This window comes from Dyella humicola (assembly GCF_026283945.1).
Classification (GTDB): Bacteria; Pseudomonadota; Gammaproteobacteria; order Xanthomonadales; family Rhodanobacteraceae; genus Dyella; species Dyella humicola.
On sequence record NZ_JAPDPC010000003.1, the window covers coordinates 97,343 to 120,162 of the forward strand.

Consider the following 22,820-nt stretch of genomic DNA (forward strand, 5'->3'; position numbering starts at 1 on the left):
GTCATGGTTGCTGCGTTGCGACATGTAGTCGAACGTAAAGGGCCCCAATACGGGTTGTCAACAGTTTCTTTTGAAATTTTTAATGTGGCGCGTTGCCGATCACATTCGGACGTCCAGATGGCCAGACGTCCCCAGTGCCTCTGAGGCACGTTCGACATCAGTCGCTGGTGAGCGACTTGAGATAGTTCGCCAGGGCGCTCCGCAGCTGGGCTTGCGCCGCATTTCGCAAGCTCGCCGGTTGCTCGTTTTGGAGGGCCACTGCAGCCTTCATCAATTGCTGCACCACCATGGCTGCAGGGCGCAGTTCGCCGGCCGCAAGGCCGGGGGCATGGATAGCCAAAATCTGACACAGATAGTCGCGCATGCGCTGACGTATGGCGCGCGACAGTGAAGGTGGCAGGGATCCGGCTGCTTCGGTCAGGGCGACGAACGAGGGATGCTGGCGGCGATAGTCGGCAAAAGTGCGGATCAATCGTGCCGCAAGTTCCTCCGTATCCCAGCCAGAGGCTTGCGCGACCAAGCGCTCCATGCGCGTGTTGAGCGCCTCGCCATGTTCGGCCATCAGCGCTTCGGCCAATAACTCCTTGGTGGGAAAGAACTGGTACAGCGAGCCAATGGATGCCCCCGCGCGGGCGGCGATCTCGGTCATGGTGGAGGCATCGAAACCTTTCTCGGCAAAGCGCCCAGAGGCCGCCGCGAGCAGCGCCGCTACGCGTTCGTGACCACGCCGACGTTGCGGCGAGCGACCGGCCAGACTTGAATTACGTGAGGCCATCCTCATAAACTCCTAGGTGAGGTTGTCCTCACATTGTGATTTTACCGGGCCGCCGCCAAGGCGTGTAACTTCGCTGGCGGAACGGTGCGGCGACAACGCATTTACTTTCACCTTGGGCTGTCGAGCAAGCCTTGTGCCGCCACTCGAAGCCAAACCACGTGGAGCTAAGACCATGGACAAGCTTGACCCCAGCACGACAGCGCTGGTGCTGATCGATCTGCAAAAGGGCATCGCCCCGTACGCCGGCGGCCCGCATACCTCGCAAGAGGTGTTCGAACGTGGTGGCCGCCTGGCAGCGCGTTTCCGCGAGCTGAAGGCCCCCGTGGTGCTGGTGCGGGTGGGCTGGTCCGCCGACGGCGGCGATGCTCCCCATCAGCCGGTCGACGCGCCGATGGGGAAGGGCCCGTTGCCGGCCGACTGGTGGGATTTCGCCGAGCAGTTGGACGTGGCCGATAGTGACATCCTGATCACCAAGCGCCAGTGGGGCGCGTTCTACGGCACCGAACTGGACTTGCAGCTGCGTCGCCGCGGCATCAAGCGGATCGTGCTCGGTGGTATCAGCACCAATATCGGCGTGGAATCGACGGCCCGATTCGGCTGGGAACTGGGTTACGAACTGGTCCTGGTCGAGGATGCGATGAGCTCGAGCAGCGCGGAGCACCACCAGTTCGCGGTGGAGCATATTTTTCCGCGGTTGGGCTTGGTGCGGTCGACGGCGGAAGTGTTGGGGGCGCTGGGCTGAGGGTCGCCGGCCACCGGGTCATCCTCATCCCGCCCCTTCTCCCCGCCGGGGAGAAGGGGCGGGATGAGGGGCGGGTGCTCGCCACAACGCTGCAACTGAGCGTTGTGGCCAGCTTGCCGCCTACGAAGCGGGCGAATACGCACATGAGGAGTAAATGGCGTTGGAAACGATGAGCAATGGCTTACGCCGCGACCCTTCCTCGTAACCACCCCTTCAACACCGCATCTTCCGCCGCCATCGGCTCCGCCGTAGCTCGCCTCTCCAGCATGGCGGCCAAGGCCGGCGGGACCTCCAACGAGAAGCCTAGCAGCGGTTCCAGTACCGTCTCGAACTTGGAGGGATGCGCCGTGGCCACTACCGCCCAGGCGGAATCATCCCCAGGCAATCGGTCCAGCACATGCATGGCCGTGGCAGTGTGCGGGCAGAACATCTCGTGGTGGTTCTCAGCGTGGCGGACGATGGTTTCCGCGATGCGCTCGTCATCCACGCTGCTCGCGTGCAGTTCGGCGCGCAGTTCGGCATCGTAGGGAAAGGTCCAGCGCAGGCGTTCAAAATTGCTGGGCGCGCCCACGTCCATCGCGTTCGCCAGCGTGGGGATCGCGGGGCGAGGCGCGTACGGGTCGCCATCGAAGTAATCGCTGAGCGTCATATTGGCGTTACAGGCCAGGTGGATCTCGCCGATGGGCAAGCCCATCTCCCGCACCCACACGCAGGCCAACGCATTGCCCAGGTTGCCCGTGGGCACGATAAAGCTCAGCGGCGTGCGATGGCGACGCCACCAACCCAGCGCGCTATGCGCGTAATAACTCATCTGCGGCAACAGGCGACCCAGGCTAATGCTGTTGGCCGAGGACAGCGGCACCTGCGCCTGCAGGGCCTCGTCGTTGAGCGCCGACTTCACCATGCGCTGGCAGTCATCGAAGCTGCCAGCCACGCGCAAGGCCAGCACGTTGTCGCCGAAGCAGCCCAGCTGATGGGCTTGTCGCGGTGAGACACGGCCATCGGGGTAGAGAATCACTACGCGCACGCCGGGCTGGCGATGGAAAGCGGCAGCGACAGCAGCACCGGTGTCGCCGGAGGTCGCGACCAGAATCGTGAGCGGTGGCGCGCCCACCGGCCGCAAGCGCCGAAAACACGCCGCCAGGAAGCGCGCGCCGACGTCTTTGAAGGCCGCGCTAGGACCGTGGAAGAGTTCCAGCATCCCAGCGCCCTCGCGGTGCGGCAACGGACGCAGCGGCGCGTCGAAAGTCAGCGCCTCGCGGCAGATGGCGGGCAGGGCATCGGCCAAGGCGTTGCCGGCGAAAAACGGGGTGAGCAAGGTAACTGCGGTATCGGCCAGCGAGCCATGCGGGTCGAAGGCGGCGGGATCGAGGCGGGGTAGGGCCTCCGGTACATACAGGCCGCCATCGGGCGCCAGGCCAGCCGCGATGACTTCGTCGATGCGGGCGGCATGGCGACCACCACGCGTGCTCCGATAAAGCAGCGGCTCACTCATGCCGTGCTCCCCTCAAGAAGATCCGCCGCCGGCCCGTTGATGGGCGAGACGAACGGGTCGCTGGCAATGCCGGCCTCGGCAAACGCGGCAACCATCGCAGCCGCGGCGTGCTCGGCATCCTCGCGACGTTCGTACCAGCCGAAGACGCTGGGGCCTCCGCCGGAGATGCTGGCGCCGAGAGCGTGATGATCCAGTGCGGCCTGCTTCACTCGTGCAAAAGCCGGCACCAGGGGCGCGCGGCGGGGTTCCACCAGTACGTCCTTGAGCCCTTCGCGTACCAGGGTGGCATCACCGCGCTGACAACCGATAAGCACCAGCGCGAGATTTCCATGCTGCGCCACCACGTCGTGCAGCGCGAACCCTTCAGCCAGCACGGCACGTGATTCACGCGTCTCCAGCACCACATGCGGATGCACCAGGGCGCAATGCCATGCGTCGGGTACCGGCAGGCGCAGCAGGCGCTCGCGCGTGGACAGGACCAGTCCACCCAGCAACATCGGGCCGAGGTTGTCGCCGTGGCGGCTGCCGCTGGCCACGACTTCGCCGTCGAGCGCAAAGCCATACAGCGCTTCACGCGGAAGCGGACGTTCGAGCAGTGCATTGGCGGCGACCAGGGCGGCTACGCATGAAGCAGCGGAGCCGCCCATGCCGGAGCCAAGAGCGATGCCCTTGTAGAGCTCCAGCTCGAAACCATGGCGAAGGCCGAGCGCCTTGCGCAGCGAGAGCAGGGCCGCACCCGCGGTGTTGCGGCTCGCTTCCAGTGGCAGATCGGCGACGCAGCCATGGATGGCGGTGATACGCACGGTGGGCTCATCGATGCGTCGCACCACCGCACGATCGCCAGCGCCGGCCACGCTATGTCCCAGGATGTCGAAGCCCACCGCCACGTTGCCCACGCTGGCATAGGCCATCGCCTGCGCGCTCAGCGCGCGTTGCGGGGCTGGCACGGGGTCGACCAGTTGCGCATTCATGCCCGCACCTCGAGCCCTTCGGCGATACGCAGCAGGTCGGCGAACACGCCAGCGGCCGTGACTTCCGGCCCGGCGCCAGGTCCCTGTACGAGCATCGGGTTTTCGCGATAGCGATGGGTGGTGAACTGCACGATGTTGTCGGTGAGTCGCGTATGTGCGAAGGGATGCGCTGCCGGCAACACCGCGAGCTGCACGCTGGCATGTCCATGCGCGTCGAGGCTGGCGACATGGCGCAGCACACCGCCCTGTGCCCTGGCCTTGGCGAGCTGCGCGGCCATCGGCGCATCCAGATGATCAAGATGTTCCATCACCGTATCGGCCGGCAGGGCGGCGAGTTCCGGCGGTACCAGGCTTTCCACGTCGACATCCTCCAACGAGAGCGACCAGCCCGCTTCGCGCGCCAGGATCACTAGTTTGCGCGCCACGTCCAGGCCAGACAAATCGTCACGCGGATCGGGCTCGGTATAGCCCAGCGCATGCGCTTCGCGCACCAGGGCGGAGAACGGGCGACTGCCGTCGTAACGATGACAAAGCCAAGCCAGCGTGCCGGAGAACATGCCTTCGACGGCAAGCAAGGCGTCGCCGGTGTCGAGCAGGTCGCGCAGCGTTTGCACCACGGGCAAGCCTGCGCAGACGGTGGCTTCGTAGCGAAAGCGCGTGCCCACGCCGCACGCCGAGCGGATGGCCTGCAATCGCCGCATCGGGCCGCTGCCTGCCAGTTTGTTCGGTGTCACCACATGCAGGCCGGCGGCCAGCCAGTCCGCATAGCGCGAGGCCACCGCATCGCTGGCGCTGCAATCGATCAACAGGGCATGGCGGCCATCGGTGCCGCGCACATGAGCGGCGAATTCGTCCAGGTCACTGGGGCGCCAGGTTTGCGCGCTGTCATGGCGGCCATTGAGTTCCGGGTCATCCGCATCCAGCCACATGCGGCGGCTGGCAGCGACGCCGCAGAGTTTCAGCTCCAGGCCGGCGCGCGCCAAGCGAGGCTGGGCGGTTCGCAGCTGGTCAAGCAGGGCGCTGCCGACACGGCCGGGTCCGATCAGGCCCACGGCGAGCACGCGTTGGCGTGCGGTGATCGTCGGCAGCGCCATGGCATGTGGCGGCAGCGACGGCTGTTCAGCAGATGGGGATGCAGCAAGGTTCACGTTGGCCTCCAGGTTGGGGCCCGTGCTCGCTGGCGGTCTCGGTGGTGTACGCCGGCCCGCCTCATCGAGGGCGGGGCCGTTGCGTTGATTACTTAATCGCGCACGGACTCCCACCCCGACCCAGTGGTAATAGTGGTCGTGGTGGTGGTGGCGATGGTCATGGCGTCGGCGCAAAGCAGCGTCTGACCGACGGGAGCCGGGCAGAAAGCGATTCGTGCGGGTGCGGATAGCGGCGACATGAGCCCGACCTTAGGTCGATTGCTGCACCGCAGTCAATAGGTACATATGAAACTTTGGACGGCCAAGCAGATAAGCGGTTACTCGCCCCGGCGCGATCCCGGTGGCTCGCCTTTCAGCCAGCAGACGAGGGTGAGCACGACGCAAAGCACGCCGGCATAGATGAGAAACAAGCCATTCCCGCGATGAGGCTGAAGAAGAGCGCCGCCGACGGCCAGCAGGACAAAAAGGGCCAGCATGACCACCCAACCTTGCCAAGCGATGGGTAATCCCCAACCCCAGCCGTAACGTTTGGCGGGAAACCAGTACTTTTTTTCGTCAGCCATCGTGTTGGGTCCTGGGTGGGTCGATACCGTGCGGCGGCAGAGTCTACGCCGACCCGAAGAGGCCACAAGTGATGGCGAAGCAGCCTGCATGGTTGCCGCTGCACGTCGTGGCCCGCTGGATCGCGCCGTCGAACCCCTATAACGGGCTTGGCCGCCCAAGCATGCACATGTCCGGTCACAGTCAGCCCATTTTGCCCAACTGGATACTTTCAAAGTTTACCGCTGACGCATCCAGGAATGTCAGCGCCATCGCCCTGACCGCAGCGCTTGCCTTCGGCGTATCGCCGAATCGGGTCTGTAGGGCGCCGACCCTTCCCATCTTCGCCAGCGCAGTCGAGGGGCTGCCCTTGAGCCGGGCGCTGATTCGTTCTCAGTGCATGGTAAATCTTCAACTGAAAAGTTGTGGCTTTAGCGTTCTGCGACCATCACGTATTGACCACAGGAAATGGAGCGAAGTCCAGGGATTTTCTCTATAACGGGTTCGGCGAGGCTACACGTACGGGCCATCCAATCGGGACAAAACATAGGAGTGAGACCTAGAAACGACCAATGTACCGAGTGCGCACCGGCCTTGCGGCACCAGCGCGCAGCAGAGCTAGGTGTAAAGGATTGCTCTTCATGTTCGATGTGGTATTGCGATGTGCGCTCAATAAGCTTCAGCACAGGGTTGAGTCCATTTGGCTCCAGAATGACGACGCGTCTCGCAAGGTGCAATGCAATGGCAACCGCTTTCGCAGGATCGCTCAAGTGGTGGAGCACGCCGCGCAGGACAGCAATATCGAATGTGTCGTCCATGCTGCTCGGGAGGTCGTATAGGCTATAAATCGCAAACTCGCTGTTACCAGCTCCAAATTCCAGCGCGCGTTTGCGCGCCATTTCGATCGCCCCGGCGGCAGGATCGATACCGGTAACGTGTCGTACTCCCGCATGGGCGATTTCGACTGTATAGCTTCCGTCTCCGCAACCAAGATCGACAACGCGTTGCCCAGCAAAATCGAGAGCCGAAAGAATGGCGCCGCTAATACGAGCATTGGCAAGGCGGCTCGAAAGCCTCGCTTGATCTGTGTAGAGGTAGCCACCCTTGGAGGCTACATCTTGGTCGAAGACATCAATATTCTTCTTTCTCTCGGTCATCATAGCGTTCCATTTTTCATCGGGCTGTTCTATTTGAACAGCGAGCACGCAGATGGGGGGTAACTTCGACGCGGCCAAAATTGCAGAGGTCAAGCATTCTTCTTCGACTATCTCGGTGCCGAGTTCCCCCGGAGGTAGATTTGATAAGTCGGATTGTCCGTGTACCCATTAACTGGAATGTAGTTGTCACGAACATAGCGTTCGATGAGAGGGTGCGTAGTCTTGTAGCGAAGCTCGTCGCGGCCGTCCAGGGATGTCTCCTGTATCAGCACAAACGCGGGCTTTGCAGCTTTGAGTTGGGCGATCTCCGCCTTCTGGAAAGCTTCGTCGCGGTGCCATGCCGTAAATATCTCCCATGTCGGTGCTTTTGCGCCCAGCAGCGCATAGGCGCCAGGCAGGAACGGCATCACGAAAAAAGATTGTCCATCGGGTGCGAAGTCACTCTGTAATTTGCGCAATGTCAAAACATCGCTCGTGGTTCCGCGATCAACCCGGATGCGGTCGCTGCCGACCACAAGCAATGTGCAGTTCCTGGCGCCCATGCACTGCCAGCCGGAGTGCATCGGTGCTGTGACAAAGAGACTGAGCGCGCAGAGCGGGGCCGCGATGAGGGCGCGTGGCCACGGTGATGCGATTCCCGCCAAGACGAGCATGCCAATGAGGGTGGGAAAGATGCCTTGGGCAAGATGCGATGTATCAGCGCGGGAGAACGCGTAATGCGCATAGGGGATCGCGCAAAATGCACAAGCGACAAGCAGAGGTTTGACTGGCCGCCTGTTCCAGCGAGACACCAGGACATAGGCCGTCGATAGGCAGCCGTACACCAAGATGGAAACAAAAAATAACCCAACGACGAGATCCCGGAGGCTATCCGTGATGGAGACGATCCCAAATCGGCTGCGCCATGGCCAGGGAACGGGTAACGGGAGGTTGGTCGCTTTGATCTCGAAAAGAAACCTGACGTTATCTATTAAGGCCGGCGTGAAGCCGCGAGCCAGGAACATCGTGGCTAACATCGGCAAGTAGCCGGCGAAACCGCCCAGGACGAACATCAGCAGGCCCCTGCGCCATCGGCCCCAGTCCTCGCAGCGCAACGCCAGGTAGAAGAAGACCCCGCTGCTGGCCACGGCGCCGTACATGCCATGGTTCCGGCCGACATAGGCGGCCAGTCCCACCATCAGGCCGGCCAGAAAGTAATTGAAGCCGACGGGGCGCCGTACCCAGCACGCCAACACGCAGACCAGTGCGATCGAGATCGAGATATCGAATGACTTGTGGCGAGGCACCATCCAGGCCACGAGGGTCAACGCGCAGACCACTAAGTAGAAGGTATTGCCACGCTTGGTGCAGGTGGCAGCCAGCCAGCCGAGTGCCGCAGCAAGCGAGCCCGCTTGCAGGACCGCCAGGGTATAGCGCAAGGCGACGATGCCTTCAGCCCCGGTGATCCGCATGAGCAGGGCGCTCCAGTAATAGCGACCGGGATCATAGGCTTGGAAGTCGCGTATCGGGACCTCGCCGGCCATCACGCGCTGCACGCCGTACCAGAGGTAGCCTTCGTCCCAAAGGCTGAAGCCTTGCCTGCCCTCCCAGGCGAACAGGATGGCCACCGCGATGACTCCGAAGAGCGCTGCGCGCGCGATCTCCGTTGACGCACCTTGGCTGCGAATAGTTGAGTGTCCCAAAGCCACCCTCCTCAAGGTTCAGTTGCCGGTGCCATCAGCCAGGGCGTTCGGCGGTACTCCGACCGAAGACGTACTGGGACATCAGGTAATACGACGTGACCGCGATCGCCGGCGCCAGGAGCACCTGGCTTTTGATGGCGCCCAGATGCAGCGACACCAAGATTCTAATGGCGACGTAGTTGAGGACGTAGCAAGCCAGATATGCCGTCACGAAACGCGGTAGTCGGTTAAGTGCGATATCCGAGAAGACGAGGTGGCCGGTGGTGAAGAAGTTGAAGGCAATGCCCGCCACATTGCCGCCGATCAGTGCGAGCCAGATGGGAAGGTTTACGTGAATCAGGATGGCATAGGCGGCCAAGCCGAACAGGGTGTTCAACAAACCGACCAGCAGGAACGTGATGAAGCGTTTCTCGAGCTTCATGAAGCCGACTGTGCCCCGCTCACTGGCTTGAAGCCGACGGCAATGACGTTCCCGACATTCAACGAAAACTTTCTGCGAGCCAGCCCGAGCGCGGCCAACATCGGTACGGCAGCTTGCTTCAGGCGTGGGCTGAATGGCATCAGACGCGTCCAATAGGAAATGGAGTAGCGGTTGGTGAAGGGGCGGACGTCGACATCGCGGTAGCCGGCCCGGCGGAAAAGTGTCGCGATGCTTCCCTGCGAAAAGAGCTGCATATGCTCAACATCGATGATCGGCGAACGCCGCCCCAGCAGGCGGTTCACGGCGCTTCTGTAATCGTGCGTGACCGCGACGAAGGCACCGCCTGGCTTCAGCAGCCGCCACACGGATTCCGCGATTTCCAGCGGTTCGCGGACGTGTTCAAGCGTCATGAAGCAGCAGACCAGATCGAACGATTCAGGCAAATAGTCGCTTTCAAGGAAGATACCCTCCTTGATCCAGCCCTGGCGATGGGCTGGCGCGGCCAGGATGGCGGCAGTCGAAGGCTCGATGCCCAGCACCCGCGGAAATCCCTTCGCTGCGAGCCCTTCCAGGACGACTCCGGTGCCCGTCCCGATTTCCAAGGCGGCACCGTGGTGCACACGCTCCAATACCGGTTCGAGCTCGCGCAGATACGCGGCGGCAGCGTCATTGGCCTCTTCGGAGCTATCGTAGTTGGCCACGTGGTAGGCCTGATGCAAGGCCTGTTGGGACGGTGGGCGATCCACATACACGACATGGCATGCCTGGCATTCCACCATCCGGTAATTGAAGAACTCCGGCTCCTTGCGCGATGCAAAGCTGAATTCGTTCAAGCGGGACGGGTCCATCCGCTCCTCGAGAAAGCATCGCGCGTTCTCGGATGAGCTGCCGCAAACCGGGCAAGACCGCGATAAGCGGTCCACAAGTTGCGTTCCATTTGCGACCGTTTTGCTCTGCATGCAAGGTATCCAGGAGGCCTGCGTCAGGTTTCCGGGCATGCCGGGTGGCAGCGTGCCGTCAGGCGATCAATCCAGGCCGGGCTTTGCCGTTTGCGGAGTTACCGTGCCATGTCGAATCAAGGCGGAGCGGATAAGGCGTGGTCGCTGTTTCACTTCAATCATGATCTTGCCGATGTATTCGCCGACCAGGCCGATGCCGAACAGGTTCAGTGATCCGAACATCAGGATGGCGATCAGCATGGTGGTGGCGCCACGGGGGGCGATGTCCGGCCAGAAAATGCGAAGTATCGCGACGGCCATTGCGGTCGCGACCGAGAGTCCGAGCAAAGCCAATCCGGCCGTCGTCAGCAGGGTGAGCGGCACGTTGCTGAAGGAGAAAATCCCCTTCTTGGCCCAGTCGATGTTCTTCGACAGGGTATTGGTGGTGCGGCCGAACATCCGTTCCGGCCGCACATAATCGACGCCGACCTGCTTAAAGCCCACGTAGGCACGCAGTCCGCGCATGAACAGGTCGCGTTCCGGGCAGGCCAGCAGCCATTGCATGACTTTCCGGTCGATCAGCGAGAAGTCGCCGGCGTCGAGTGGAATATTGACGTAGCTGAATGCGGCGAAGACCCGATAAAACGCTTTGTAAAGTAGCCCCCATTGCCAGGGCATCTCGCGTTGCACGCGCCTGCCGTAGATCACGTCGAACCCTTCTTCCCACTTTTCGAAGAAAGCCTCGATCAGTTCCGGGGGGTCTTGCAGATCCCCGTCCAGCAGGACGACGGCGTCTTTGGAAGCCAGTTCCATCCCGCTTCGGAAGGCCATTTGCGAGCCGAAATTGCGGGCATGGGAGATGCCGATGACATGAGGGTCATTGGCAGAGATCGCCTGGATCACGGCGGCGCTGTTATCCGGGCTACAGTCGTTGACGAAGATGATCTCGTGATCGATGCCCAGGCGGGCGAATGTCTCCTTCAGGCGCTGGTGCATTACCGGAATCGCCTGTTCGTCCTTATAGCAGGCGATGATGGCGGAAATGCTCCGCCGCTTTCTGTTCGTCTGCTGCTTCGAACGCTGCACGAGATCGTCTTCGCTTAGCGTTGCGACCCACGTTGCGGTCGCTTTAAGTCCCTCTTCAAGGGGGATCCGGGCGCGCCATCCCAGCATGTCCTGCGCTTTGGACGAGTCGGAGTACCAGTCCGCCCGGTCCCACGAGCGGGCTTCCATGGCTCCGAACTTCGGCTCCTCCGATAGGCCGAACAGGTCTCGCGTGAGGGCGGCCAACTCCGCGATGGTGGTGCATGTGCCTGAGCCGATATTGAAGTCTTCCCCATACAACTCAGGGTTCATCTTCCCGGCGGCGTAGATGAAGGCTGCACATACATCATCGACATGCACGAAATCGCGCGACGTCTTCGGGTCCACGAAGGGTGGCAACGTTCCGCCGAGCGCCTTGTGCAGCAGATTCGGCATTAGCCGCGAGCCGTCTTCCAGAGGTCCATAGACCGAATACAGGCGAAGGTTGACGCAGGGAAATCGATGCTCCTTGCCCAGATAGCGTAGATATTCCGCTGTCGCCACCTTGGAAACCGCATAGTGGCTGTTTGGCTCGCAGCGTGCGGTCTCCGCAGGCGCGGCGCTGTTGGTGCCGTATTCCGACGAGCTGCCGGCATGGACGAAGGCGCTGATCGGACGATCGGCGAGCAGAGTCGTGAGGCTGATGATCGATTGAAAGTTGGTTTCATAGATCAGTCGCGGGTCCTGCTCGAAGGAGTAGGCGCCATAGGCGACGCAGTCGAACAAGGTGCGCGGTCCGACCTGATCGACGAGGTGCTTCAGTGCGACATGATCATTGACATTCGCCACCACGATGTTTTCATCGGGAACGCCTTCCAGGCGCCAGTTGCGGGTGTATTGCACGACCGCGAACACATCGCTGCGCTGCGCAAAGATTTTGTGGAAGAGGTTGGCACCGATAAAGCCGGCGCTACCGGTCACCAGAATGGGGCCGTGCAGGGCGCGGATATGCTTATTCAGGTCGCTCATAGTCTTTCAGCCGCCCCGATGGCGTTGAGAAGGCTCTGCGGGTCCAAGCCGGATTGCGCCCTGAGATAAGCCTGGGAGCCATATCTGGCGTAGTGGTGGGCGCGCGCGTGGAGATGGATCAACTTTGCCGACATGCCGCGTTCCAGCAGGTAGATCGCCAGCTCGGAGGCCAGGCTGCCCTGTGCGACATGCTCTTCGGCGACATATATCCGTCCGCTGGCAAGCATCTGCTCGATGAGCGCGGCAGGAGGAGGATTGAGGGTCAGCGGCAGCTCCGACAGCGCCCACAGGTTGGGTCTGCGCGCGGCCGGTAGGTTCTGGATTGCTTTGATGTACGTGCCTGCCAAGGGGCCCACGGCAATCACGGGCGCGCCCCCGCCGCTCAGCAATGGCCGCCAGGCAGCGTAGTCGGGGACGGCATAGCCCTGAGGCGGTTCCCCTCGGCCCAAACGAATATAGGTCGCCTGTGTGTCCTTGCCGGCCTTGTCGATGACGGCCGCGACGTCCTCGTCAAACACGGGCGCATACACTCGCATGTTGGGCAGTGTCAGCAGAACGCCATAGTCCTCGATCGCGTGGTGGGTCGGCCCCATGACGCCATAACCGTAGCCACCGCCGTTGCCAACCAAGCGCACGGGAAGGCGATGGAAAGCGATGTCGTTGCGGATCTGCTCGAACGGCCGTGCATAGCAGAAGGGCGCGATGCTGTAGGCCCAGACGTCCAAGCCCTGTCGAGCCATGGCGGCGGCCACCGAAATCATGTTCTGCTCGGCGACACCTGCGTTGACAAATCGGTCACCCAGCGCCGATTGCAAGGCTTCGAGCGCCATGAACCCGAGGTCGCCGGTAAGAAACACCATGCCGGGATTGCCCGCGCGCGCCACCAGCGCATCACAGAGCTGCTTCCTCATAGGCCACCGAGCTCCTTGAGCGCCTGGCGGTAATCCGCCTCTTGGAGCGGCAGATAATGCCACTCCATGCGGTTCTCCATGAATGACACGCCCTTGCCCTTGACGGTCTGCAGGACGATGCATTTGAGACGGTCGGTGGGGGCATCGAGCGCCGCCCGAATGGCGTCCAGGTCATGGCCGGGAATGACATGCATGTCGATGTCGAAACTCTTCAGCCGCTCGAACAGTGGAAACATCGAGGCGATCTCGCTGGTATGGCCAAAACCCTGCAATCCGTTGTGGTCGATCAGCACGGTAAGGTTGGTCAGGCGATGGTGGGCGGCGAAGATCAGCCCTTCCCAGGTTGAGCCTTCCTGCCATTCGCCATCCGACGTCAGGCAATAGGTGTGGCCAGAAGAGCCCTTGAAGCGCAGGGCCAGCGCCGTGCCGGCGGCCAGCGACAGGCCATGCCCCAGGCTGCCCGTGGCGAATAGGATTTCACGGATGCCGTTGGCAGGCGGGTGGCCGGCCAGAAGGGTACCGTCGCGATGAAATGTCTGTAGATCCTCGTCCGTCAGCTTGCCCGCGCTCCATAGCGAGACATAAAGCGCACCCGCGGAGTGGCCCTTGGAAAGCACGAACAGGTCGTCCTGGCCCATGCGTTCGTTGAACAGCAGCGCCAGTACATCGATCGAGGACAGGTTGCCGCCGATGTGCCCGATGCCGCTCTCGAAATGCATGCGTATCAGCCGGCTACGTATGATGGATAAGCGTTTGGCGTCTAGCGACGATTTCATGCTCACCCTCGACGTGATCCGCCCGCTCCAGTACCTGGAGGTTCCGGCTCAACCCATCAAAACAGGCTATGCCGGACATTAGCTCGATTTCATCGTTTACCGTAACCCCACATTAACCCGCGGGACGCCTCCTTGGTAATGCCCGGCAACGACGCGGCGTGGCCAGGACATCCCGACACGTAAATTGTCGAACCGGCCAAGCAGCCGACTGTCTTGCGGGTCATCCCGGTTTCAACGGTCTAAAAAGTGCGGCCCAACGGCGAGCTAAGTGCCTGTTGACAGGTTCGCAGCTGGCGCCGGATCGGGCTCGGGACGCGCAAATATTCAATGTGCCAGGTCGATCGCGTAAACCGCCGTGCCGTCGCCATTGTCCGTCAGTTCGCGAACGGAGGTGACGCCGGCCTCCCGTGCTATGTCCTGTTTACCTGCGGCGCCCTTGAACACCACCTCGCCGCGCGTCTTCAGCGGTGCGAAATGCCAGGAAGTGACTGGTAGATCCTTGGCTCTGATGGTCTGGTGGGCTTGCAGCCATTTGGCCAGGATCTCGCGGGCGCCATCGGGTGCCCCCAGCACGATGTTCTTGCCGTCCAGGCCGGGGAAATTGCCGCCGCCGCTGGCGCGGTAATTGTTGGTGGCGACAATGAACCGCTGCTGTGGTGTCACCGGTTTGCCCTTCCAGCTGAGCTTGACGATGCGCTCGCCGGCCGGGCGCGACACGTCGATGACGTAGGTGATATCGCCCTGGATCTGGTCGAAATTGAAGCCGGGGTAGTGATCGATGACGAGTGACTGCCAACCTTCCTTGTTCGGGTCGATGCGGTTGAAGCGTTCGGCCGACTTCTCCAGCCAGGTCTTGAGGCCGGCGCCGTCGACCTGCACGGCCGCGAGGGTGTTTGGATAGAAGTACAGGTCGGCGGCACTGCGCAGGGTGAGCGGGCCGGGCGCCACGTCGGTGTAGTCGTCCGGGCCGCCAAAGCCGGTGCGGAACGCGGCGGCGGCGGACAGCACCGGCAGCGTGGCCAGTTCCGGGTGCGCCTTGGGCAGCTCGCGCTGCACGTAGTCACGCATGGCGGCGTTGATCGGCGCCAGCGCCGTCATATTGCCCACGTCGGCGAAGTAGCTGCTCATGCGCACGCGGGTCTGGCCGATCGGCGTGTTCACGTAGGCCACGGCGGCCTGATTCGGCTGAGCCACCAGCGGGGCGATGGTGGGGTCGGCGGGAACGCACTCGTTCTTCTGCGGACAGATCGGGCGCACTTCGCTGTGCGTCTGGCTCTTGTCGATCACCCAGCGGCCGCCCTGGCGAGCCAGCGCCAGCTCGATCAGGCCGAGGTCCTTGCCGAAGAAGCCGCCCATCACCGCCGGGACGCCGCGTATGAAGCCGCGTTCGGCATCGACGTCCGGCATGCCGGCATAGCGCGGCCCCGGAAATTCGGTATGAGCGTGGCCAAGCAGCAGCACGTCGATGCCGGGTACGGCGGCAAGATGCCAGCCGCCGTTCTCCATCTCCGGGGTATAGGTATCGACGTTGAGGCCGCCGTGCAGGATGGCAACGATCAGGTCGGGGTGCTGGGCTTCCAGCTCGGGCAGGTACCGCTTGGCCGCTTCGACCACGCCGGTCACGGTGACCTTGCCGGCCAGGTTCTGCTTGTCCCACTCCATGATCGGCGGCGGCGTAAAGCCGATGATGCCGATCTTCAGGGGCACGCTATGGCTGCTGCCATCGGGCGCGGTGACGCTGATGTCCTTTTGCACCACCGTCCACGGCTTGAAGATCGGGGCGCCGTCGCGCGCACTGAACACATTGGCCAGCACCAGCGGGAAGCGCGGGCCGGCGCAGCGCTCGGTACGACCGCCCTCGACGTTCATGGGCGTGCCGGTGACCTGGGAAAGGAAACCCAGGCCGTAGTTGAACTCGTGGTTGCCGGCGGTGCCGCCGTCGTAGCCGAGCGCGTCCATGGCGCGGTAGATGCCCAGCTCCTCGTCGCAGCCGATGGTTTTGACCTGGGCCTGGTAGTCCGCCAGCACGCTGCCCTGGATGGTGTCGCCGCTATCGAACAGGAAGTTGTTGGGATATTGCGTGCGAGCCCGACGGATCAGGGTGGCGGTGCGCTCGTAGCCCATCGAGTCGTCTTCGCGCTGCTTGTAATAGTCGTAGCTGAGCACGTTGGCGTGGACGTCGGTGGTTTCCAGGATCGCCACCTGCGCCCGACTGCCATCCAGCACGGCCGTCGTTTTGGGCATCTGGCTGGCGCAACCGGCCAGCACGGCCACGGTCAGGGCGGCGAGGGGGAGGAAGCGAGGGGTCATGCGGCAATCCGTTGTTGGGCGAGCAGGGCCGGGAAACTAGCAGATCGGGGTGACGGCTTGCCGGGCAACGCCGGCTGAACCGCATGGTGGTGCCGCCGGCCGTTGCCGGCCGTTGTGTTTGTGACGCAAACAAGTCCGTAGAATTGCATCACGATGACATCGAGGCCACAGGGGGCCTACCCGTTTATGCCACGAGAACCGCTACGCTTCGTGCGGAAAAGTGCGACATGGCTATGCGCGGCAGGATTCTTCCTGTTCTGCGTAAGCATGACTGCGCTGCGCGAGCCCGACCTGCTTCAACAGGCCTTCGTGATTGCGCTAATGGTATGTGCTTTTGGCATGTTGCTGTTCGCCTTTGCGCGGCCGGCCACGGCGCTGGTCGTGAGTGGTGGTCTGTTCCTTGGGCTCAACTTCCTGTCCGTACTCAAGCTGCGCTATCTCGATTCGCCGCTGATGCCGGCGGACTTCATCTATTACGCGCGCAGCAGCCTGCTCGAGACGCTGGGCCATTACCCGCACTTGTACGGTCTTTGCCTGGGCGTAGGAGTGGTGACGCCGCTGTTGCTGTGGGCGATCTGGCGCCGGGACCGCCGTGTGCTCGCGCACCTGAGCCCAAGCCGTGCCCTGGTGACACGCGTAGGCGGTGTGGCGCTGTGGGCCTTGGCCTTCTGGGTGTGCCTGCTGCCGAACGGCCCGTTCGCGCAGGTGCATGCCAAGAACGTGTGGGAGAAGCTCTCCGACGATGCCCAGATCACCAACTTCTTTGTCAACTTCAGTGACTCGGACATCCGCATGCCCGAGTTGGGTGACGATACGGTGGCCGAGCAGGAGTGGGGTTCCACCGCGGCCACCGAGCCTTCAACCGGCCCGCGTTCGGCCGCGGACTACCCGGACATCGTGCAGGTGCTGGAAGAGAGCACCTTCAATCCGTCCAACTTCACCCAGTGCAATATCCCTGAATGCCGGGTGCAGCTGTTCAAGCCCGATGCGCGTACCCGCGCCACCGGACCGATGCGCGTGCATACCTTTGGTGGTGGCACCTGGGTCAGCGAATTCGCCACCCTGACCGGCATGCCGCAGGACATTTTCGGGCCGGGCGGCATGTACGCGCCCTATGTGCTGGCCCCGCATGTGCGCGACAGCCTGCCGATGCAGTTGCAGCGGCTTGGCTATCTCACCGTGGCGATCTATCCGACCAACGGCGCCTTCCTCAACGGCCGCAATGCGTATACGGCCTACGGCTTCGACCAGTTCTACGACGCCGGTCAGCTGGGCCTGACCGAGTGGGAAGAGTCCGATACGCAGATGTTCGCGGCCGCCAAGCGCATCTACGACAAGGTGAAGAAGCCCGGCCAGCCGGTGTTCGTGATGATCCTGACCCTGGCCCAGCACGGCCCGCACGACACCGATCCGTTGTCATCCCTGCCGGCGCCGTTCAACAAGGGCGTGTTGAAGGGGCTGCCGACGCGCGAGTCGCTCAACTTCAACACCTACCTGTCCAACCTGCACAACTCCGATGTGGCGATGCACGGGCTGGAGCACGACTTCCTCGATCGGGCGCAGCCGACCGTCATCGTGCACTTTGGCGACCACCAGCCGTCCTTCAGCGGCCTGATCCGCGAGATGCCGCGCACCTGGCCGACGGCGCTGGGGCAGTACAAGGACTACCTCACGTACTACATGATCAAGAGCAACTTCCAGGGCGCGCCGCTGCCGCACTACCCGATGCTGGATATCGCCTTGTTGCCTAGCATGGTGCTGCAGGCGGCCGATGTCCCGACGGACCCGTATTTCTCGGCGGCCATCTCCTTGCGCACGCGTTGCAACGGGCTCTATACCGACTGCGCGCAGCCGGAGCTGGTGAAGTCGTATCACGCGTGGATCTTCGATCGGCTGCACGTGTATCAGTGATGAGGCCGGTGATCGGAGCCCGGTGGGCGCGGTCTCGTAGCGGCTTCTACTTCCTCTGCCTTTTGGGCGATCCGAAGGGGAGAGGGAGCAAAGCTCAGACCTCGTAGCGCACGCCACCCACCCACGTCTCGCGCGTCACCAGCCCGTCGTCGAGCACGGCGAAATCGGCGCGCTGCCCGGCAACCAGGCGACCACGCGTACGATCCAGCCCCAACCACGCGGCTGGATAACTGCTAGCCATGCGCGAAGCTTCCGCCAGCGGCAGGCCGACCATGTTGACTAGATTGCGCACGCCAGTCGCCATGTCCAGCGCGGAGCCGGCGAGTACGCCCGCATCGCTCTGGCAAATGCCGTCGCGCACGATGATGGTCTGGCCGTTGAGCACGTATTCGGGGCTATCCGAACCGACCGGCGGCATCGCGTCGGTGACCAGCACGCTCTTGCCGCGCGCTTTTGCCGCGATGGCGACGCGCAACGCCACCGGATGCACATGGTGACCATCGGCAATGAGTCCGCACCAGCTGTGTGGATCATCGAGTGCAGCACCGACCACGCCGGGTTCGCGGCTGCTCAGCGGCGTCATCGCGTTATACAGATGGGTAAAGCCGCATACGCCCGCATCGAGTGCAGCGCGCGTGGTCGCGTAGTCGGCACCCGTATGTCCTGCCACCACAATCACGCCGGCCTCGCTGAGCTGGCGGATGGTATCGAGCGGAACCTGTTCGACCGCCAGAGTCAGCATCACCACGCCACGACGATGACACGTGATCGCGGCGATATCGTCTGCATCCGGCAGTCGAAATAGCTTTGCGTCGTGAATGCCCTTGCGTGCGGTGGCCAGGAACGGGCCTTCCAGATGGATGCCGAGCACGCCAGGCACACCTTGCTCGATGGCCGCATCGACCGCCTCGAGCGCTTTGTGCATGACCTCGGCGGTATCCGTGATCAGCGTGGGCAGGAAGCCGGTGGTACCGAATTTGCGATGCGCCGCGCCGATCGTGCGCAGTGCATCCACCGTGGGTTCGGCGTTGAACAGCACGCCGCCGCCACCGTTGACCTGCACGTCGATAAAGCCGGGCAACAACAAGCGACCCTTGAGGTCGTGCACCTTTGCGCTGGTGACGCGCGGATCATTCGCCTGCGTGATCGCTTCGATGCGTTCGCCGCGCACCAGCACCGCCAACCCGTCCTGCGGACCGTGATCGGCAAGTACGCGACCGTTGATAAGCGCGATGAGCGGGTGCGGCGTGGTCATCACATCGTCTCCGTGACCTTGCGCAGATGCGGCGGGACGTCGGGATCGTAGCCTCGCGCCAGCGACAGCGCACTCGCCGCGCGATAGAAACTCTGCACCGCCAGCAGCGGCGCCACGATGGCCTCGATACCGGAGGGCAGCGGCAGCGTGCCGGGTTCGGTGCTGCCCGGTGCGGCCAGCCACACGCGGGCGCCACGGGCGCGGAATTCGCGCGCCACGGCCAGGGTATTCTCCAGCGTGCCGTCATCCTGGGCGAAGAACAGCACCGGGAAGCCATCGCCCACCAGCGCCATCGGACCATGCTTCACCTCGGCAGCGCTAAACGCTTCCGCATGCAGGCCGCAGGTCTCCTTGAGCTTGAGCGCCGCTTCCAGCGCCGCGCCGAAGCCATAGCCGCGACCCACCACGAACAGGTTGCGTGCATCGCGCAGGCCATCGGTGAGCGCGCTCCAGTCCGAATCCCAGCCACGACGCAAGTCGTCCGGCAGGCGCGCCACGGCCGCGTGCAGTGCCGCGTCGTCGCTCCAGTGCGCAGTGAGCTGAAGAATCGCAGCGAGCGTGGCGAGATAACTCTTGGTCGCTGCCACGCTCAGCTCAGGGCCGGCGCGCAGCGGAATCACCGTGTGGGCGAGCGCGGCCAGCGGCGAGTCTTCCACGTTGACCAGGGCCAGCACCTGCGCACCCGCGTCTTTGGCCGCTTGCGCGCTGCGCAGCAGGTCCGGGCTCTTGCCGGACTGCGAGATGGCCACAAACAGCGCGCCTTCGAGATTCAGATCGGCATCGTAGATCGACGAGATTGATGGCGACGCCGATGCGGTGATTAGGCCAAGGCGCGTCTCGAACACATACTTGGCGTAGGCAGCGGCGTGATCGGAGCTGCCGCGCGCGCACGTGACGATGAAGCGCGGCGGCTTCGCGCGCAGTTGTTCGCCCAGCGACTTGAGCACGTCGGCGTTCTCACGCAGCTGGCGCTCGACCACCGCGGCCGACTCGTGGGCCTCGCGGAACATCAGGGTGGAACTGGCTTCTTTCATGGCTGTCTCGATGGCTTGCGTGTGGGCGCCGGCCGCGGGGGAGGGCGTGCTTCGCGCGCCGTCAGCCCTTGCGCGGCGCCGATGTGGGTGGCGGTGCGGTGGAACCGCGAACCACCAGTTCGGGAATAAAGCATTCGTTGGACGGCATGTCGGCAGCGGTGCCTGTCTTGTGTTGCAGCTCGGCCATCAGCTGCAAGGCAGCATGCTGTCCGATCTCGCTGGTCGACTGGCGCGCGGTGGTCAGCGCAGGCCAGGCCTGCTTGGAGAACGGGCTGTCCTCGAAACCGGCGATCGACAGATTCCACGGCACATCCATGCCGCTGGAGCGCGCAGCGGCAAGCACGCCAGCGGCGATTTCGTCGTTGCTGCCGAAAATCGCCGTCGGTGGATCCTTGAGCGCGAGCAACTTGCGCGCACCGCGGAAACCATCGTCGAACGCATAGCGACCCGGCAGCACCAGCTTCTTGTCCAGCGGCACGCCGTAGTCCTTCAGCGCGTCGGCATAACCCTGATAGCGCTCCGGGCTGGAACGATGGTGCGGTTCGCCCCACAGGAAGCCGATGCGCGTGTGACCGAGCTGGATCAGGTGTTCGGTGATCGCATAGGCCGCACTGCGGTCGTCGATGTAGACGCAGGGCGAACCATCATGCGGATCTTCGCGCGAGGAAATGATGCGCACGAAGCTGATGTCGTTTTCGGTCAGCTGGTCGATCAGCTCCGCCTGTTCGGACATCGGCGGTGCCAGCACCAGGCCGGCGAGGCGATTGCGCTCGACCAGCGAACAGAGTTCGTCGGCAAGATTCGGGGACGAGGAATCGCAGGGATGGATCAGCAGGCCATAGCCTCGCTCACGGCAGGCCGACAGGACGCCGTCCTGCATGCTGATCACGTAATGGGCGTTGGGGTTGTCGTAGACCAGGCCGATGGCATAGGCGTGGGTGCTGCGCAAACCGCGCGCCGAGAGATTGGGCTGGTAGCCCAGCGCCTCGATCGCACGCTCGACTTTTTCGCGCGTATCCGCGCGTACCGAGGCCTCCCGGTTGATCACGCGTGAGACCGTTTTGAGCGAAACGCCCGAACGCTTGGCGACGTCCTTGATGGTGGGGTTGCGCAACAGGGGAACTCCGGCAGAACGAGAAGGGCATCGTAGCCCAGCGGGTGGAAGCAAGTCGGCGGCGTGACACCGGGTCCGCCGCCTTACCCACTCAGGAGACGTGCTGGCCTACGCGATGGCCCTTCAATCCGTAATAAAGGATGTACAGATAGCAGGGCACCATCAGCAGCAGGAATACCAGCTGGAAGTTGAAATGCTGTTTCAGGTGCACAAAAAGTTGCGGCACGAGTGCACCGCCCGCAATGGCCATGATGAGCAGGGCCGAACCGCGCTCGGTGAGCTTGCCTAGCCCCTTGATCGCCAGCGGAAAGATCGCCGGCCACATCATTGCATTGGCAAATCCCAGGGCGGCGACGAACGCCACCGAGGCATAGCCGTGCGTGACATAGGCGCCGACCGTGAACAGCACACCCAGCACGGCCGACACAGCGAGGTAGCCCTGCTGCGAGATCACGCGAGGGATGAAGGCCAGGCCAGCGAGATAACCTGCCAGCATCGCTACCAAGGTGAACGAGGTGAAATGCTTGGTCTCATCCAGCGGCAGTCCGAAGCCCTGGCCATACGTGCCAATGGCGTCGCCCGCCATCACTTCCACGCCGACATAGAGGAACAGGCACAGCACGCCCAGCCATAGATGCGGGAAGCTGAAGATGCCGCCCTTGTCGTGGCCGATTTCCGCTTCGCTATTGGCACCCGACGGCTTGATTTCCGGCAGCGACGAGCGCACCACCCAGATCGCCAGCAGCACCAGCAGGCCCGCCATGATCATGTACGGCATGTGCACCTTGGCGGCGAAGGCATTGAGCAGCGCTTCGCGTGCTTCGGGCGTGGGCGCCGCCTTCACTTGCTGGTCGAACGTATCGATACCCGACAGCACCAGCGCACCAAAGACGAACGGCGCCAGCGCGCCTGCGATCTTGTTGCAGATGCCCATGAACGCTATGCGCTGCGCGGCGCTGTCGATCGGGCCAAGGATGCTGATGTACGGATTGGAGGCCGTCTGCAGCAGCGCGAGTCCCGCGCCAATCACGAATAGGCCGACCAGAGCGCCGAAGAAGATCCGCATGCTGACGAACTGGCCAAACATCACCGCACCGATGGCCATGACGAACAGGCCAAGGCCCATGCCCTTCTTCATGCCCGTGCGGCGAAGCACGCTCGATGACGGAATGGCCAGGAAGAAGTACGAGAAATAGAACACCAGCGGCACCAGGAAGGCCGACACGTCATCCACGTTGAAAGCGAGCTTGACGAAGGTGATCAGCGGGCCATTGAGCCAGGTGACGAAGCCGAAGATGAAGAACAGCACGCCGATGATCAGCATCGGTACCAGGCTGGAAGATCGCGACTCGCCGGCGGCGAGCGATGGTGACGACATGGTGTAAGGACTCCCCGCGGGTTTCCGATGACTGACTGCATGGCCGATGGCCATGACTTCCCCGCGCTGTTTATCCGCGTTAACTAGCAACGTTGTCAATTACTGTCGCCTCACTGTCAGGCGCAGTGCTGGCTGCTCAGGCTACATGGTACGCCGCCGCATGCAGTCCATGGCGCGCCGCCGCAAACCATTGTCTAGCGCTGTCATTTC

Annotated in this window: 19 protein-coding genes; 2 read left to right on the forward strand and 17 right to left on the reverse strand. The window is 63.0% G+C overall.

Annotation, left to right across the window (positions count from 1 at the left end; all coding sequences use genetic code 11):
* Positions 1-157: 157 nt before the first annotated feature.
* On the reverse strand, positions 158-775 hold the full coding sequence (locus tag OUZ30_RS17080; RefSeq protein ID WP_266183645.1) for a TetR/AcrR family transcriptional regulator: 618 nt from the start codon (positions 773-775) through the stop codon (positions 158-160).
* A gap of 172 nt (positions 776-947) precedes the next feature.
* Here OUZ30_RS17080 and OUZ30_RS17085 point away from each other — a divergent pair, with 172 nt between their 5' ends.
* On the forward strand, positions 948-1,517 hold the full coding sequence (locus tag OUZ30_RS17085) for a hydrolase (RefSeq protein ID WP_266183646.1): 570 nt from the start codon (positions 948-950) through the stop codon (positions 1,515-1,517).
* A 181-nt stretch (positions 1,518-1,698) separates the two neighbouring features.
* On the opposite strand, the gene thrC is transcribed toward OUZ30_RS17085, so the two are convergent.
* The 12 genes from thrC to OUZ30_RS17145 all read right to left on the reverse strand — a co-directional run bounded on the left by thrC (position 1,699) and on the right by OUZ30_RS17145 (position 15,918).
* Positions 1,699-3,012 carry a threonine synthase gene (gene thrC / locus OUZ30_RS17090; RefSeq protein ID WP_266183647.1) on the reverse strand — a complete coding sequence of 438 codons (1,314 nt, stop codon included), beginning with the start codon at positions 3,010-3,012 and terminating at the stop codon, positions 1,699-1,701.
* Positions 3,009-3,983: a homoserine kinase gene (locus OUZ30_RS17095; RefSeq protein ID WP_266183648.1), complete on the reverse strand. Its 975-nt coding sequence runs from the start codon at positions 3,981-3,983 to the stop codon at positions 3,009-3,011. Before OUZ30_RS17095 ends, thrC begins: the two co-directional genes overlap by 4 nt.
* A complete protein-coding gene (locus OUZ30_RS17100) occupies positions 3,980-5,077 on the reverse strand; it encodes a homoserine dehydrogenase family protein (RefSeq protein ID WP_266183899.1) in 1,098 nt (365 codons plus the stop codon). Before OUZ30_RS17100 ends, OUZ30_RS17095 begins: the two co-directional genes overlap by 4 nt.
* A gap of 371 nt (positions 5,078-5,448) precedes the next feature.
* On the reverse strand, positions 5,449-5,694 hold the full coding sequence (locus OUZ30_RS17105; RefSeq protein ID WP_266183649.1) for a hypothetical protein: 246 nt from the start codon (positions 5,692-5,694) through the stop codon (positions 5,449-5,451).
* A 408-nt stretch (positions 5,695-6,102) separates the two neighbouring features.
* Positions 6,103-6,921: a class I SAM-dependent methyltransferase gene (locus OUZ30_RS17110; RefSeq protein WP_266183650.1), complete on the reverse strand. Its 819-nt coding sequence runs from the start codon at positions 6,919-6,921 to the stop codon at positions 6,103-6,105.
* A gap of 14 nt (positions 6,922-6,935) precedes the next feature.
* Entirely contained in the window at positions 6,936-8,435 is a 1,500-nt protein-coding gene (locus OUZ30_RS17115; protein WP_266183651.1) for a hypothetical protein, read from the reverse strand.
* 109 nt (positions 8,436-8,544) lie between these two features.
* Positions 8,545-8,931 carry a GtrA family protein gene (locus OUZ30_RS17120; RefSeq protein WP_266183652.1) on the reverse strand — a complete coding sequence of 129 codons (387 nt, stop codon included), beginning with the start codon at positions 8,929-8,931 and terminating at the stop codon, positions 8,545-8,547.
* Positions 8,928-9,890 (reverse strand): class I SAM-dependent methyltransferase, encoded by a 963-nt coding sequence (locus tag OUZ30_RS17125; RefSeq protein WP_266183653.1) that lies wholly within the window; start codon positions 9,888-9,890, stop codon positions 8,928-8,930. Before OUZ30_RS17125 ends, OUZ30_RS17120 begins: the two co-directional genes overlap by 4 nt.
* 66 nt (positions 9,891-9,956) lie before the next feature.
* Positions 9,957-11,921: an NAD-dependent epimerase/dehydratase family protein gene (locus OUZ30_RS17130; RefSeq protein WP_266183654.1), complete on the reverse strand. Its 1,965-nt coding sequence runs from the start codon at positions 11,919-11,921 to the stop codon at positions 9,957-9,959.
* Complete coding sequence (locus tag OUZ30_RS17135) at positions 11,918-12,832, reverse strand: transketolase family protein (protein WP_266183655.1); 915 nt, start codon at positions 12,830-12,832, stop codon at positions 11,918-11,920. Before OUZ30_RS17135 ends, OUZ30_RS17130 begins: the two co-directional genes overlap by 4 nt.
* Complete coding sequence (locus OUZ30_RS17140; protein WP_266183656.1) at positions 12,829-13,608, reverse strand: transketolase; 780 nt, start codon at positions 13,606-13,608, stop codon at positions 12,829-12,831. Before OUZ30_RS17140 ends, OUZ30_RS17135 begins: the two co-directional genes overlap by 4 nt.
* A gap of 324 nt (positions 13,609-13,932) precedes the next feature.
* A complete protein-coding gene (locus tag OUZ30_RS17145) occupies positions 13,933-15,918 on the reverse strand; it encodes a bifunctional 2',3'-cyclic-nucleotide 2'-phosphodiesterase/3'-nucleotidase (protein ID WP_266183657.1) in 1,986 nt (661 codons plus the stop codon).
* A gap of 267 nt (positions 15,919-16,185) precedes the next feature.
* Here OUZ30_RS17145 and OUZ30_RS17150 point away from each other — a divergent pair, with 267 nt between their 5' ends.
* Positions 16,186-17,829 carry a sulfatase-like hydrolase/transferase gene (locus OUZ30_RS17150; RefSeq protein ID WP_266183658.1) on the forward strand — a complete coding sequence of 548 codons (1,644 nt, stop codon included), beginning with the start codon at positions 16,186-16,188 and terminating at the stop codon, positions 17,827-17,829.
* A 94-nt stretch (positions 17,830-17,923) separates the two neighbouring features.
* Here the strand turns inward: OUZ30_RS17150 and nagA are convergent, their stop codons facing one another.
* The 4 genes from nagA to OUZ30_RS17170 all read right to left on the reverse strand — a co-directional run bounded on the left by nagA (position 17,924) and on the right by OUZ30_RS17170 (position 22,610).
* A complete protein-coding gene (gene nagA / locus OUZ30_RS17155; RefSeq protein WP_266183659.1) occupies positions 17,924-19,084 on the reverse strand; it encodes an N-acetylglucosamine-6-phosphate deacetylase in 1,161 nt (386 codons plus the stop codon).
* On the reverse strand, positions 19,084-20,118 hold the full coding sequence (locus OUZ30_RS17160) for an SIS domain-containing protein (protein ID WP_266183660.1): 1,035 nt from the start codon (positions 20,116-20,118) through the stop codon (positions 19,084-19,086). The genes nagA and OUZ30_RS17160 overlap by 1 nt, the downstream gene beginning before the upstream one ends.
* 61 nt (positions 20,119-20,179) lie before the next feature.
* Positions 20,180-21,232: a LacI family DNA-binding transcriptional regulator gene (locus OUZ30_RS17165; protein ID WP_266183661.1), complete on the reverse strand. Its 1,053-nt coding sequence runs from the start codon at positions 21,230-21,232 to the stop codon at positions 20,180-20,182.
* Positions 21,233-21,323: 91 nt separating this feature from the next.
* Positions 21,324-22,610, reverse strand: a complete 1,287-nt coding sequence (locus OUZ30_RS17170) for a sugar MFS transporter (protein ID WP_266183662.1) — start codon at positions 22,608-22,610, stop codon at positions 21,324-21,326.
* Between the last annotated feature and the right edge of the window lie 210 nt (positions 22,611-22,820).

Excerpts from the sequence above, each read along its gene's own strand:
- OUZ30_RS17145 (WP_266183657.1), bottom strand. The coding sequence starts at position 15,918 with ATGACCCCTCGCTTCCTCCCCCTCGCCGCCCTGACCGTGGCCGTGCTG.
- OUZ30_RS17130 (WP_266183654.1), bottom strand. The coding sequence starts at position 11,921 with ATGAGCGACCTGAATAAGCATATCCGCGCCCTGCACGGCCCCATTCTG.
- OUZ30_RS17095 (WP_266183648.1), bottom strand. The coding sequence starts at position 3,983 with ATGAATGCGCAACTGGTCGACCCCGTGCCAGCCCCGCAACGCGCGCTG.
- nagA (WP_266183659.1), bottom strand. The coding sequence starts at position 19,084 with ATGACCACGCCGCACCCGCTCATCGCGCTTATCAACGGTCGCGTACTT.
- OUZ30_RS17105 (WP_266183649.1), bottom strand. The coding sequence starts at position 5,694 with ATGGCTGACGAAAAAAAGTACTGGTTTCCCGCCAAACGTTACGGCTGG.
- OUZ30_RS17160 (WP_266183660.1), bottom strand. The coding sequence starts at position 20,118 with ATGAAAGAAGCCAGTTCCACCCTGATGTTCCGCGAGGCCCACGAGTCG.
- OUZ30_RS17150 (WP_266183658.1), top strand. The coding sequence starts at position 16,186 with ATGACTGCGCTGCGCGAGCCCGACCTGCTTCAACAGGCCTTCGTGATT.
- OUZ30_RS17120 (WP_266183652.1), bottom strand. The coding sequence starts at position 8,931 with ATGAAGCTCGAGAAACGCTTCATCACGTTCCTGCTGGTCGGTTTGTTG.
- OUZ30_RS17080 (WP_266183645.1), bottom strand. The coding sequence starts at position 775 with ATGGCCTCACGTAATTCAAGTCTGGCCGGTCGCTCGCCGCAACGTCGG.
- thrC (WP_266183647.1), bottom strand. The coding sequence starts at position 3,012 with ATGAGTGAGCCGCTGCTTTATCGGAGCACGCGTGGTGGTCGCCATGCC.
- OUZ30_RS17100 (WP_266183899.1), bottom strand. The coding sequence starts at position 5,077 with ATGGCGCTGCCGACGATCACCGCACGCCAACGCGTGCTCGCCGTGGGC.
- OUZ30_RS17125 (WP_266183653.1), bottom strand. The coding sequence starts at position 9,890 with ATGCAGAGCAAAACGGTCGCAAATGGAACGCAACTTGTGGACCGCTTA.
- OUZ30_RS17085 (WP_266183646.1), top strand. The coding sequence starts at position 948 with ATGGACAAGCTTGACCCCAGCACGACAGCGCTGGTGCTGATCGATCTG.
- OUZ30_RS17170 (WP_266183662.1), bottom strand. The coding sequence starts at position 22,610 with ATGTCGTCACCATCGCTCGCCGCCGGCGAGTCGCGATCTTCCAGCCTG.
- OUZ30_RS17135 (WP_266183655.1), bottom strand. The coding sequence starts at position 12,832 with ATGAGGAAGCAGCTCTGTGATGCGCTGGTGGCGCGCGCGGGCAATCCC.
- OUZ30_RS17140 (WP_266183656.1), bottom strand. The coding sequence starts at position 13,608 with ATGAAATCGTCGCTAGACGCCAAACGCTTATCCATCATACGTAGCCGG.